Here is a 12,429-nt window from a genome sequence, read left to right as displayed (position 1 = left end):
GGTCGCTCCTCAGCTGGTGATGTTCTTGGCCGTGACGATCTCGCCCCAGCGTTTGACCTCGGAGCGCAAAAGGGACATGAAGGCTTCGCGCGTGCCACCAATGGGCGTGGAGCCCAGGTTCGTGATGCGGGCCGCCATGGCTGGGTCGTTCAGCGCCGCATTCAGCGCCGCGCTGAGCTGGTCCAGGACAGCCGCTGGCGTGCCGTTGGGTGCGAGCAACCCGTACCAGCCCTGTGCATCCAGCCCGGGGATCAGTGTGTCCGCCAGTGTGGGCACGTCCGGCAACTGGGGCGAACGCTGGCGGCTGCTTACCACCAGGCCGCGCAGCTTGCCAGCACTGATGTGCGGCAACGCGGTCTGTACCAGGTCCATTACGAACTCGACGCGCCCGCCCAGCAGGTCCACGATGGCCGGCCCGGTGCCGCGGTAGGGCACGTGGGTGAACTGCGCGCCGGTGCTGGAAGCCACCAGCTCGGGCAGCAGGTGCGTGAGGGTGCCGGCTCCGCCAGAGCCGTAGACCATGGGGCTGGCCTTGGCCGCGGCCACCACGTCGCCGAAGGTTTTGTAGGGCGCGTCTGCCCGGACCACAGCCACCAGCGGGCTGGCGGCCACGCCTCCCACGGATGCGAAGTCGTTGACCGCATCGAACGGCAGCGGTTTCATCATCGTGGCGGTAACGGCATGACCGGTGGAGGCCATGAGCAGCGTGTACCCATCTTTGGGTGCCTTGGCGACGATGCCCGCTGCGATCGTGCCGCCGGCGCCGGCCCGGTTGTCCACGATCACGCTCTGTTTGAGCTTCTCCGCCAGCAGGCTGGCCGCGGTGCGCGCCAGCGCGTCTGCGATACCGCCGGCCGCGAATCCGACGACGATGGTGATGGGCTTGGAGGGATACGGTGCCTGCGCGAACACCATCGGCGAGGCCACGGTGCTGGCTGCCACCGCCAGGAAGCGCCGCCGGTTGGGGCCGCGCTGTGGTTCGGCAGGGGTCTTTCCCGAAGAATGCAGGGATGGTGTCATGGTCGTGTCTCCTTGGGTCGTGAATGGAAAGCAGGTCAGCGGAAGAAATCAAGCAACCGGTCCAGCTGGCCAGCCAGCACCTGGCTGCCCGGATGGATGGCACAGCCTTTCTGTTGCGCCGCTCTCAGCAGTGGCGTCCATTCGGGGGACATCACCACCTCCGCGACGGTGTGCGACGGCTCAAGCAGCGTGGTGTCTATGGGTGTGCGCGGATCCCCGGCCATGCCGACGGGACTGGCGTTGGCGATGAGGTCGAAGCCCCTGGTCATCGATGCGTCGCTCGCCTCGAACCGTGTGCCGGTGCCGGACAAACCCGACAACCGCTCAACCAGCGAACGCGCTCGCGCCATGTCGATGTCATGGATGGCGACACGCGAGGCCCCCGCTTGCGCCAGTGCGAGCGCCATCGCGGAACCCACGCCGCCAGCGCCCAGCAACAGTACGGCGCAGCCGTCGATGCCAAAGCCACGCGCTGCCAGCCCGGCCGTGAAGCCGACGCCATCGAACAGGTCGCCGAAGGCCTTGCCATCACGGAAGCGGACGGCGTTGACGACGCCCGCAAGACGGGCCGCGGGGGACAGTTCGTCCAGCCAGGCCGCGATGGTGGGCTTGTGCGGCACGGTCACGATCCAGCCGCGCAGATTGCCGATGCGGCGTGCTGCGTCGAACACGCGCCGCAGGTCGTCGCTGTGCACCGACGCCGGCAGCACGCACAGCCGGTCACCTGCGAGCGCGTAGCGTGGGTTCATGACCTGGGGCGCCTTGACCTGGGTAATGGGGTCGCCAACGATCCAGATGAACTGGGTGCTGGCGTCCACGCACGGTGTTGCTTTGCAGGAATCGAGTGGGCCGACCATCAATCGATGTTAGCACGATCATCGATGATGATATGAATCATCGTTTAATAATCGGCATTCTCGCGAAAAGCGGCATGGCGTCAGGGTCTTTGTTGCGACGAGGCGTACCGGCGCGAGCGGGCCGGGAGGCACTGACCCAGCCACGTGTGCCGCGTATGCGATGGGGGTGCGGCGACGGATCCGTCAGGCCGACGGTTCGCCGCCGTATGCCGCGCTGCGAGTGAACAACGCCGGATACACCTCCCGCAGCGGCCGCACCTCGCCCAGCGCCGCCGGGTCGTAGCCTGGCAGTTCAGACAAGGCCTCGCGCATGGCCGGGTCGCGCAGCGTGGCCAGTACGGCCTGCAGTGCCGGCGTGGCCTGCTCCGCCTGGCGGCAGAGCAGGAAATAGCGCTCCGTGGCGATAGGCACGAAGTCCAGGCGGAACTGGCGCGCTGGCGGCTCCAGGCCGAAGCCCACGTCGGCCATGCCGCTGGCCACGTGGGCGGCCACGGCCGCGTGGGTGTATTCGCCTCGCTCGAAGCCGGCGATGCGTGTGCCCGCCAGGCCCTGCGCCTTGAGCAGACCTTCCAGCAGCAGCCGCGTGCCCGACCCAGGCTGGCGGTTGATGAAGCGCACGCCGGGGCGGGCCAGGTCGGCCAGCGCAAAAAGCTCCTTGGGGTTGCCGGGGCGCACCATCAGGCCCTGGCGGCGCGTGGCGATGTCGATCAGGGCGAAATCCTGCGCCTGCAGCCAGGGGCGGTAGTGGTCCAGCACCACCGCCTCCATGGGGCCCAGGGGCAGGTGCAGGCCGGCGAGGTCGCAGTCGCCTTCGTGCAAGGCGGCCGCGGCGGCCGAGCTGCTGGCGTACGAGAACGCCACCTTCAAGCCATTCTGTGCCAGGCGCTCGATCAGGCGCTCGATGGCGAAGCCGTGGCTGGCCTGTATGCGCAGCGCCGCCGGGGCTTCGCTGAGCGCGCCGCCCAGGGCCTGCTCCAGCTCGGAGGACAGGGATTCCAGCGACGGCCGCAGCCGCGCGTGGATGCGCCGGTCCGCCCACACGATGCGGGTGCCCAGCTCGGTCAAGGTGGAGCCCTTGCCGCGGGCCATGGTCAGCAACGGCGCCTGGAAAACCTGCTCGCCCTGGCGCACCAGATCCCAGGCCCGGCGGTAGGACAGGCCCAGCGCCCCGGCCGCGTGCAGCAGGCTGCCGTGCTCGGCCACCAGCACCAGCAGCTCGATCAGCCGCGCCGGCAGGGCCGTGCCATCCGGGTTCTGGATGGTCCACACGGGCTGGATGGACACCTTCTTCATGCGGGAGAACCTTTATGAAGCGCACTGCCAGTGCATTGGCACAAGGGCTTCATATTGCAAGAGCCGTGCTTTGACAGGACCATAGGCACCTTGAGACACATCGTCCGCATTGTCGCTGGCCTCGCGGCCGGTGCATCTTTCCCATGAGTGAACAGAAGATCGCGTTCTACACAGGCCCGGCCGGCGGTTGGGGCGCGTTGCGCAGCGTGACGAACACGCTGCTGCACCAGGACATCCCGGTCAAGGGCGCCAGGACATTGCTCTCGGCCAACCAGCCCGACGGCTTCGACTGCCCGGGCTGCGCCTGGCCCGACCGCAACCACGCCTCCACCTTCGAGTTCTGCGAGAACGGCGTCAAGGCCGTGGCCGCCGAGGCCACCGCGCGCCGCGCGGGGCCCGAGCTGTTCGCGCGCCACACCGTGAGCGAGCTCGCCGCACAGAGCGACTTCTGGCTTGAAGACCAGGGCCGGCTCACGCACCCCATGGTCTACGACGCGGCGAGTGACCGCTACCGGCCCATCGAGTGGGACGCGGCGTTCGCGCTCATCGCGCGCCACCTCAACGCCCTGCCCGATCCCAACCAGGCCATCTTCTACACCTCGGGACGGGCCAGCAACGAGGCCGCCTTTCTCTACCAGCTCTTCGTGCGCGAGTACGGCACCAACAATTTCCCCGATTGCTCCAACATGTGCCACGAGCCCAGCGGCAGCGGCATGTACCCGCAGATCGGCGTGGGCAAGGGCACGGTCACGCTGGAAGACTTCGAGCAGGCCGACGCCATCTTCATCTTCGGCCAGAACCCGGGTACCAACCACCCGCGCATGCTGGGCGAGCTGCGCGCGGCGTCCCGGCGCGGCGCGCGCATCGTCAGCTTCAATCCGCTGCGCGAGCGCGGGCTCGAACGTTTCCAGGACCCGCAGGACAAGCTGGAGATGGCCACACTGGGCTCCACCCCCATCAGCACGCACTACTTCCAGCTGCGCGGTGGCGGCGACCTGGCGGCCGTCAAGGGCATGATGAAGCGCCTGCTGGAGCGCCACGAGGCGGGTGAACAAGGCGTGCTCGACCAGGACTTCATGGCGGCGCATACCATCGGCTTCGAAGCCCTGGCCGAGGACCTGCGCGCCGAGTCCTGGGACCTCATCGTCGAAGAGGCCGGCCTCACGCGCGAGCAGATCGAGACCGCCGCCGACGTCTACGCCGGCGCGCGCAACGCCATCGTCTGCTGGGGCATGGGCATCACGCAGCACCGGCATTCGGTGGCCACCATCCAGATGCTGGTCAACCTGCTGCTGCTGCGCGGCAACATCGGCCGGCCCGGTGCCGGTGCGTGCCCGGTGCGCGGCCACAGCAACGTGCAGGGCGACCGCACCATGGGCATCTGGGAGAAACCGCCGGCCCGGCTGCTGGACCGCCTGCAACAGGTGTTCGGCTTCGAGCCGCCGCGTGCGCCGGGCGTGGACACGGTGGAGGCGATCCGCCTCATGCTCGCGGGCCGGGGCAAGGTGTTCTTCGCGCTCGGCGGCAACTTTGCCGCGGCCACGCCAGACACCTACGAAACCTGGAAGGCGCTGCGCCAGTGCGACCTGACGGTGCACGTGACCACCAAGCTCAACCGCAGCCACGTGGTGCACGGCCGCGAGGCGCTGATCCTGCCCTGCCTGGGCCGCACCGAGATCGACATGCAGGCCGCCGGCCCGCAGGGCGTGACCGTGGAAGACTCCATGAGCATGGTGCACATCTCGATGGGCATCAACCCGCCGGCATCGGAACACCTGCTGTCCGAACCCGCCATCGTGGCGCGCCTGGCCGCCGCCACGCTGGGCGCGCGCAGCCGCACACCCTGGCTCTGGATGGTCGAGGACTACGCCCGCATCCGCGACAAGATCGAAGCCGTGTTCGACGACTTCAAGGACTTCAACGCCCGCATTGCCGTGCCTGGCGGCTTTCGCCTGCGCAACCCGGCCAGCGAGCGCGAGTGGAACACGGCGAGTGGACGTGCGGCCTTCTTCACGCACGCGGTGCCGCGCGACACACCGGTGCACCGCGCGCGCCGCGCCATGCGCGAGCAGCGGCGCGACACCATCGTCTTCACCCTGCTCACCACGCGCTCGCACGACCAGTACAACACCACCATCTACGGCATGGACGACCGCTACCGCGGCGTCTACGGGCAGCGCCGCGTGGTCTTCATCCACGCCGAGGACCTGCGGGCGCTGGGCCTGCGTGATGGCGAGCAGGTGGACATCCACACCGTGTGGGACGACGGCCAGGAGCGCCGCGCCGATGGCTTCCGGCTCGTGGCCTACGACATTCCGCGCGGCTGCCTGGCGGCCTACTACCCGGAGACCAACCCGCTGGTGCCGCTTTCGGCCACCGCCATCGCCGCTGGCACGCCCACCTCCAAGTCCATCCCCGTGGTGCTCACCCCGCACGAGAGCGCGGCATGAACGGGGCCAGCGCGCCCCTGCCGCCGCTGAGCGAGGCCATCCTGCGCGAACTGGCCAGCGCCCCCGAGGCGCAGGGCATGTCGCTGCCCCGGCTGGGCAAGCGGCTGGGCCAAGGTGTGAGCGTGCTGCTGCGGCAGCTCACGCTGATGGGCGATGCCGCCATCGGCGGCGTGCCAGGCCCGGGCTGGGTGCGCGTGGAACAGGCCGGAGACCGCTGGGTGGCGCACCTCACCGCCACCGGCCGTGCGCGCCTGCGGCCGCAGGCCGGCGCCCGCGCCGCCGAAGTGCTGGCGTTGCGCGAAGACGGCGCCACGGTGGTGAACGACTGGCTGGCCGAGGAGGTGCCCGTCGCGCTGGTCTTCAACGGCATCTCGCACGCCGTGATGATGGCCACCCCCGCCGACCTGGAAGACTTCGCGCTCGGCTTCTCGCTCACCGAGGGCCTGCTGGCCGACCCGGGCGAGCTGCGCGGCGTCGACATCGTCGAGGCGTCAGGCGGCATCGAGGTCCGGCTGGAGGTGTCCAGCGCCTGCGAATGGCGGTTGAAGGAACGCCGCCGCAACCTCGCTGGCCGCACCGGCTGCGGCCTGTGCGGCACCGACTCCCTGGCCATGGTGCGCCAGACCCTTCCCCTGCTGCCCGAGGTTCCCGTGGCGGCCGCGTCCATCGCCGCCGCTGTGGCGGCGCTGCGCACGCACCAGGCCTTGCAGCAGCTCACCGGCGCCACGCACGCGGCCGCGCTGTGCCGGCTGGATGACGGTGCCATTGAAAGCCTGCGCGAGGACGTGGGCCGGCACAACGCGCTGGACAAGCTCATTGGCGCGGCGGTGCGCGAGGGGCGAGACAGGCCACGGCATTTCATCGCCATCACCAGCCGCGCGAGTTTCGAGATGGTCCAGAAGGCCGCGCTGGCCGGCGTGCCGGCGCTGGCCGCCATCTCCGCGCCCACCGCCATGGCGGTGGCGCTGGCACAGCAGTGCGGGCTGCTGCTGGTCGGGCTGGTGCGGCCCGACGGCATGAGTGCCTACACCTTCGCGCAGCGGCTGCTGCGGGCGTGAGCGCTGGCGCCAGGTTCAGCGGCGCGTGTCCTCGATCAGGGACAGGCGCACGCTGCGGTTGGCCGCTTCGCGCGCCTGGTCCGCCGTGACGGCCGGAAGGGCTGTCTCCGGCAGGTACGACACCACCACGCGTTCGGGTGCGACGCCCCCCTGCGCGCAGAGGCGCTGCAGCACCGCCTGCGCGCGGCGCTGGGCCAGCCCCTCGTTGTAGGACCGGGGCGCCATGGTGTCGGTGTGCGCCTGCACCAGCAGCAGCGTGCGCGGGTGCCGGTTCAGCGCATCGCGTGCCAGCTGGATGGCCGCCTGGCCAGCGGCGGAGAGGCTTGCGCTGCCGGAGTCGAACAGCACCGGCGACAGGGCGGGCAGGGTGATTGGAGGGGTGGTGTCAGGACAGGACCCCGGACAGGCATCGACATGGATCACAGGAGCCGGTGGGGTTTCCTTCTTCTCCGGCACGCCGGTGACGATGGCGAAACCCAGCAGGGCCAGCAGCGCGAGGATGCCAAAGGCCGCCATCCAGGGTTGCTCCCGCTCGAAACGCTGCTGCAGCCGCAGGTACTGCGCCAGCGGCAGTCGCTTGTCCACGCCGGCCAGCAGCTTGGCGCGCAAACCTTGTCCCTTGGCGATGAGCCTGGCCCTCTCCGCCGGGTCCGCGTGGGATTTCGCCTCTTCCAGTCGACGCTTCACCTCGTCCAGCGCCTGGGCCATGGCGGCGAGGTTGGCGTAGTTGTGTGGCAGCAGGTCCGCCGCGTGGGCATCGATCTCCTGGCGCAGCGGCTTGAGCTCGCGGTCCTCGTCCTGCGCCAGCAGGTCCGAGCGGTACAGCACGTCCGGCCGCAGGATGCGCAGCGTGCGCCACAGGGCCAGGCAGATCAGCAGGAAACCGAGGAGCAGCAGCAGGATGGCCGTGACCCAGAGGCCACCCTGGTGTTCCAGCCGGCCCAGACCCGCCAGCGGACTGGTGCCGATGACCAGGCCCGCCGCGCCGGCAAACGCCGCCGCCAGCCATTTCACCGTTTCGCGCAGCGTGGCCGCGGCGGCGCGGAAATCCGAACTGGCCGGCTCGCGGGGCGGCTCGCTCATGGCAGCTCAACCTGCGTCGGGAAAACGACCGGTGCGGGAGCGCCACCTTCCACATAGACATGCAGCCGCACCTTGCGGGCGCCCGCCTGCCGGCGGACCTGTTGCGCATCGCGGGTCAGTTGGGCGAGGTCGAAGCTCGCGCCCGGCGGTACGCGCAACACCACCTCCACCACCCCGTTGCCCAGCGGCCGCACGGTCGGCGTGGCGTCGGGCATGTGGCGCACGATGGGCTGGGCGAGGATCTCCAGCGGCTGCAGAAAAGGATCACCACCCAGCGGTGCCGTGGGGAAACGCGGTCGGGGCTGCGGCCCCACGTGCAGGTACGCCACCACGCCGCCGTCGTTCTCCTCCGGGTCATCCGGCCAGTCGCCGCCGTCGTTGTCGCCACCCGGTGCCGCCGGGGGCCTGTCGGGCGTCGGCAGGGGCATGTTGCCGCCGCCCGTCCGACCAACCGTCACCTCCTCGTCGCCGCACTTGACGGTATAGGAACCGTCGGCGTGGGTTGTGACCGTCATCGACATGGATGCACTCCCTGCGGTGTGAAGGTCTTGGCACGGTAGCCCAAGTGCCCTGGGGCTTCAATACCCGGTTGGCGGATGGTTCTGGCCCGGTGTCTCCCACAAAAGTGCAGGCCGCCAGGCGCCGGCGGGCATGGAGGGCGCTACTTGCTCATGCACTCCGTCAACAGCTTGAAATGGCGATCGGGGTCTCGCTGGGCCAGCGCATCGGACTTGGCCGGGTCATCGAAGATCGCGCATTCGCCGCCCTTCGGCTGGCGTTGGTTGCTGGATGCGCTGCCGGCAGAGGCAATCAGCGCATCGAGCGCCTGCAGGCACTGAGTCGATGCGGCCCTGTCGCTGGCGCCGATGCGCACGCAGTCTTGCGCGTGCTGCAGGCACTTGGCCTGCTCCTCTCGGGGCACCTGGCCAGAAGAACACCGTGCCGTGACGCGCTGCACCAGCCCCATGCCATTGTCACCTGTGGGTTGCTTCGTCCGTGCCAGCCGCCCCTGCAATTCAGCGAGAACAGCAAACCGGAGTTCTTCGGGCTTCGCGCGTTTGCTGTACTTGTCGGTGAAGGCGTTCGAACGCCGCTCGATGCAAGCGATCTGCGCGCGCAAGTCCACGGCGTTGGCGCAGGCCTTGATGGCTTCGACCTCGGCCTTCTCCTTTTCCTGCATCAACCAGGCCTGTGCCTCGCGTTCGCGGCCATCTGCGATGCGCCTCTTCGTGCTCTCGTAGGTCTGCCTGACCCAGTCCAGCAACTCGTCCGCGCGGTTCGCCTGAGCGCCGGCGGCCCACCCCAACGGGGCCACCACGATCAGAAGCGCGCACAGCCACGCGCGTCTGCCAAGCGTGCCCCACCTCATGGAGACCTCCGGGCGAGGCAGGCAGCCACCGCAGCCACCGCGCGGTTGCCTATTGCCGCCATGTACGACGCCACATAGGCCTGATAAGCGTTCTCGCCCATGCCGAAGGCGCCAGCCTGCGCAGCGTCGCACCGCGGCGGCGAATCGCGCAGCGCGGCCAGCCGTGCGCGAGCCGTGCCCGCATGGGCCGAGGCCTCCAGCATGGCCTGCTCGTTCTGCTTCATGGCATTCTCGAACTCGATCGCCGCTTGCGAGTTGATGACCGCAATCCGCTGGTAGCTGTATCCCTGGGCCCGATCGGCACGGAACGACACGTCGATATCCAGCAACATCTGGCGCAATTCCATGAGCTTGGCGTTTGCCGTACAGCGTGGCAGGCGTGGTTCGATATGGGCCAAGGACGAAGGGCAGCCGTCGCCGCCAGGCTGCGCGTTGTTCCCGCGACCACCGGACGCCGAGCCCCCGGCCATGGGGGGAGGTGCGCTGCTCCGGGCCGCATTGGCCGGGCGCGGAACATTGGCGTACAACCCCGTTCGGCTCCGCAGCTCCTGTATCTCGCTTTCGCAAGCCTCCACCGAGACCTGGCTGGAAATGGTCCGGCGCAGGCCGGCGCATTCCTGCAGCGTGCGCAACGCCTCTGCATCGTTGCCCGACCAGGCATGCCACAAGGCCGCGGAACTCAACAGATCCGCCCTAACGTCGTAGTCGGCCGGATCGTTGTACTTCGCCGCCGCCGTCTGATAGATGCGGGCCGCCGCGGCATAGTCCTTGCGCTGGATGGCGGCATTCGCCTGGCTCTCGGCGGCTCGCTTCACCGTGAGGTCGGCGGTGTGCCCGCAGGCTTGAAGCAACAGGACGAGTGACAGCGCGCAAGCAAGCAGGCAGAAACGCATTCGAGGGATCCTCTCTCCAAGGTTTGCCCGATCCTACGTAAGGGAGGGATGCTGTGCAAGGGCGTGCGCGAACGTGAGGTCGCCACTGCGCCCGCCCACGCTCACAGTTTGGGAGCCGCTCCCTGGCCCTGGCGCTTGCGGATGGCCTCGGCCTTCAACTGCTCCACCCACTGGACCGACTTGCGGCTCGCGGCAACCATGCCGCCCTGGTCCACCAGCCAGGCCTCGAAATTGCGGACCGGTTCGCTCCCCCACTCGTAGCGCAGCACGGTGCCGCACTTGGCGGCGTCCCTGGATGCGCCGAGCGCATCTCGAAAGACATCCTGGCGGGCATATTGCTCAAGCGTCTTGACCGCATTCGGAGGGACCAGGGTCCCCAGGGCATTCGACCAAGGCGCCTTCTGGCCATTGCGCTCCTTCACCACGGTGCACTGGGCCTTGCCTTCCTCGTCCCAATGAACAACGGCGCCACCTCCCGCGCGCGGCGCCGACCGCACATTGAAGGGGCCATGCTTGGCGGTCAGCGCGGACAGCATCTGCTCGCCGCTCGGGGGCTGCGGCGGGCTGCCCCTGCGGACGACGGCGAACACACGCGGCTCGGAGGGTGGGCCGCTGAACCACACACCGATGCCCGCGTCCGCGGTGCGAAAGCTCATCTGGTCCAGGAACTCCGGCGTCTGCAGGTGGTTGACCCCGTCGAAATAGGGAAAGTAGCCAACAGACCGGCTGGTCATCTTCGCGCTGGCATCAAAAGCCTGGATGGCCTTGACGGCCTCGGCCTCGGTCATGCCGATGCGCACGCCGGCGATGTCCATCCTGGCCAGGGGGGTGGTGGTGGTCTGTGCCAGGGCCGGCGCCACCCAGGCAAGCGCAACGGCCCGCAGCATGCGGCCGCCGAACGCAACTGTTTTCATGTGTACCTCCAGTTCGAGCATCTTCTGGGGGATGGTGATGGGTTCCCAACAGGAATTCGCCTCCCAAATGGGATAGAAACCAGGGATGGACACCCCCCTGTTCCACGAAGCCCGCCTCTCGAAACTCGTCGCGCACCTGTACGACGCCGCGATGGACGCCACCTTGTGGCCCGGAACCGCCTCGCGGATCGCGCAAGCCCTGGGCTCGACCAGCACCGTGGTCAAGCTGCACGGTGAGCAAGGCCATGTGAATCTGCTGGAATGCACCAGCAACCTGGTGGTGTCCCCACGTGACCAGGCCTGGGCCGATGACTGGCACCGCCGCGACCTGTGGGTGGAGCGCTCCCTGGCCTACGGCATGTCGCGCGTCATCACCGACGAAGACCTGGTGACGCGCGACGAACAGGCGCGCAGCGGCTTCTACCAGGAATGGCTGCCGCACCTCGGCATTCACCACATGCTGGGCGCGGTGTTCCCCACATCGCCGGGGGTGGTGGGCGTGTTGGGCATCCATCGCCCGCGCGAAGCCGGCGCCTACGCCGACCCTGAGCGCCGGCAAGCGGCGCTGGTCTTGCCACACCTGCAGCGCGCGCTCCGGCTCGGGCAACGCCTGGCCGCAGTCACCCACCAACATGCGGTGGCGCTGCAGGCCCTTGACCGGATCGACACCGGCGTCCTGGTGGTGGACGGTACCTGCCGCATCCTCCACGCGAGCGCGATGGCCGACACCCTGCTGATCGGCAACCCCGAACTGGCCGTGGTGGGTGGGCGCCTCTCACCTCGACAGCCCACGCTGCGCGACAGGCTGTCGGCCCAGGTGCATGCGGCCCTGGAGACCGCGCACGGCAGAGCGGGCCCGCCGGCATCGGCGCTCTTGATTCCAAGGCGCGGGCGGACACCGTTGACGCTGGAGGTCGCGCCCTTGCGCCCAGGCAGCCCGGCGTTCGGCGAGGACCGCCCCGCCGTGCTGCTCTTCATCCGCGACCCCGAGGCGCCGCTGGCGGTGGCAAGGCTGCGTGAGCTGTTCGGACTGACGCGCACCGAGGCAGCCGTCGCCGCCGCCCTGGCGCGGGGACAGTCGCTGGAAGACATCGCGGCGCAGAGAGGCATCGGGCTGGGAACGGTACGCACCCACCTCAAGCGCATCCTCGCCAAGACCGGTACACACCGCCAGGCGCAGGCCGTGGCGCTGCTGGCGCGGAGCACCGCGACGGCCGCGCCTCGGTGAGTTGGCCAAAGTTCCTCCCGGCGGGCCGGGCGGCTCTCATGAGGGTTCTTGTGCGTGAGGTACTCGCGAGGCAAGCCGAGCCGCAGCCTCCCCAGGAAAGAGCGCAGCAGTTGCGGATCCTGAGGGTGCTCCGCTATATCGTGTTGCCGGAGATGGTTGCCAGACTTCTTCCTTGAGAGCCTGGGCAACGGCAATCCGTTGGGGAGTCAATGGCGCCAGCTGGGACTACTACAGCAGCCCCTCAAGAAACTCGGAAGGACCAGC

The 12,429-nt window shown here is 69.0% G+C and carries 11 protein-coding genes; 3 read left to right on the top strand and 8 right to left on the bottom strand.

The window, feature by feature from the left end; translation table 11 throughout:
* Window positions 1-9 precede the first annotated feature (9 nt).
* From KIT53_RS17440 to KIT53_RS17430, 3 genes are all read right to left on the bottom strand, one after another.
* Window positions 10-1,020 carry a tripartite tricarboxylate transporter substrate binding protein gene (locus tag KIT53_RS17440; protein WP_297755267.1) on the bottom strand — a complete coding sequence of 337 codons (1,011 nt, stop codon included), beginning with the start codon at window positions 1,018-1,020 and terminating at the stop codon, window positions 10-12.
* Window positions 1,021-1,055: 35 nt separating this feature from the next.
* Window positions 1,056-1,838 carry a shikimate dehydrogenase gene (locus tag KIT53_RS17435; protein WP_297755264.1) on the bottom strand — a complete coding sequence of 261 codons (783 nt, stop codon included), beginning with the start codon at window positions 1,836-1,838 and terminating at the stop codon, window positions 1,056-1,058.
* Window positions 1,839-2,060: 222 nt separating this feature from the next.
* Window positions 2,061-3,170 (bottom strand): substrate-binding domain-containing protein, encoded by a 1,110-nt coding sequence (locus KIT53_RS17430; RefSeq protein ID WP_297755261.1) that lies wholly within the window; start codon window positions 3,168-3,170, stop codon window positions 2,061-2,063.
* A 143-nt stretch (window positions 3,171-3,313) separates the two neighbouring features.
* Here KIT53_RS17430 and KIT53_RS17425 point away from each other — a divergent pair, with 143 nt between their 5' ends.
* Together KIT53_RS17425 and fdhD are read left to right on the top strand one after the other, a co-directional pair.
* Window positions 3,314-5,620, top strand: a complete 2,307-nt coding sequence (locus KIT53_RS17425; protein ID WP_297755258.1) for an FdhF/YdeP family oxidoreductase — start codon at window positions 3,314-3,316, stop codon at window positions 5,618-5,620.
* Complete coding sequence (fdhD, locus tag KIT53_RS17420) at window positions 5,617-6,678, top strand: formate dehydrogenase accessory sulfurtransferase FdhD (protein WP_297755255.1); 1,062 nt, start codon at window positions 5,617-5,619, stop codon at window positions 6,676-6,678. The genes KIT53_RS17425 and fdhD overlap by 4 nt, the downstream gene beginning before the upstream one ends.
* Window positions 6,679-6,693: 15 nt before the next feature.
* On the opposite strand, the gene KIT53_RS17415 is transcribed toward fdhD, so the two are convergent.
* The 5 genes from KIT53_RS17415 to KIT53_RS17395 form a co-directional block, all read right to left on the bottom strand.
* Window positions 6,694-7,761: an OmpA family protein gene (locus tag KIT53_RS17415; RefSeq protein ID WP_297755251.1), complete on the bottom strand. Its 1,068-nt coding sequence runs from the start codon at window positions 7,759-7,761 to the stop codon at window positions 6,694-6,696.
* Window positions 7,758-8,276, bottom strand: coding sequence for a hypothetical protein (locus KIT53_RS17410; RefSeq protein WP_297755248.1), 519 nt, complete (start codon window positions 8,274-8,276; stop codon window positions 7,758-7,760). The genes KIT53_RS17415 and KIT53_RS17410 overlap by 4 nt, the downstream gene beginning before the upstream one ends.
* Before the next feature lie 146 nt (window positions 8,277-8,422).
* Window positions 8,423-9,130, bottom strand: coding sequence for a hypothetical protein (locus KIT53_RS17405; RefSeq protein WP_297755245.1), 708 nt, complete (start codon window positions 9,128-9,130; stop codon window positions 8,423-8,425).
* On the bottom strand, window positions 9,127-10,023 hold the full coding sequence (locus KIT53_RS17400) for a hypothetical protein (RefSeq protein ID WP_297755242.1): 897 nt from the start codon (window positions 10,021-10,023) through the stop codon (window positions 9,127-9,129). Before KIT53_RS17400 ends, KIT53_RS17405 begins: the two co-directional genes overlap by 4 nt.
* Before the next feature lie 101 nt (window positions 10,024-10,124).
* The gene (locus KIT53_RS17395; RefSeq protein ID WP_297755240.1) at window positions 10,125-10,937 is read right to left on the bottom strand and encodes a hypothetical protein; all 813 of its coding nucleotides are present in this window, start codon (window positions 10,935-10,937) and stop codon (window positions 10,125-10,127) included.
* Between the two features lie 85 nt (window positions 10,938-11,022).
* Here KIT53_RS17395 and KIT53_RS17390 point away from each other — a divergent pair, with 85 nt between their 5' ends.
* Window positions 11,023-12,165 carry a helix-turn-helix transcriptional regulator gene (locus KIT53_RS17390; RefSeq protein WP_297755237.1) on the top strand — a complete coding sequence of 381 codons (1,143 nt, stop codon included), beginning with the start codon at window positions 11,023-11,025 and terminating at the stop codon, window positions 12,163-12,165.
* The last annotated feature ends 264 nt before the right edge of the window (window positions 12,166-12,429 follow it).

It is taken from the genome of Hydrogenophaga sp. (genome assembly GCF_026125785.1).
GTDB lineage: Bacteria > Pseudomonadota > Gammaproteobacteria > Burkholderiales > Burkholderiaceae_C > Hydrogenophaga.
This window is presented reverse-complemented; position numbering and strand designations above follow the sequence as displayed.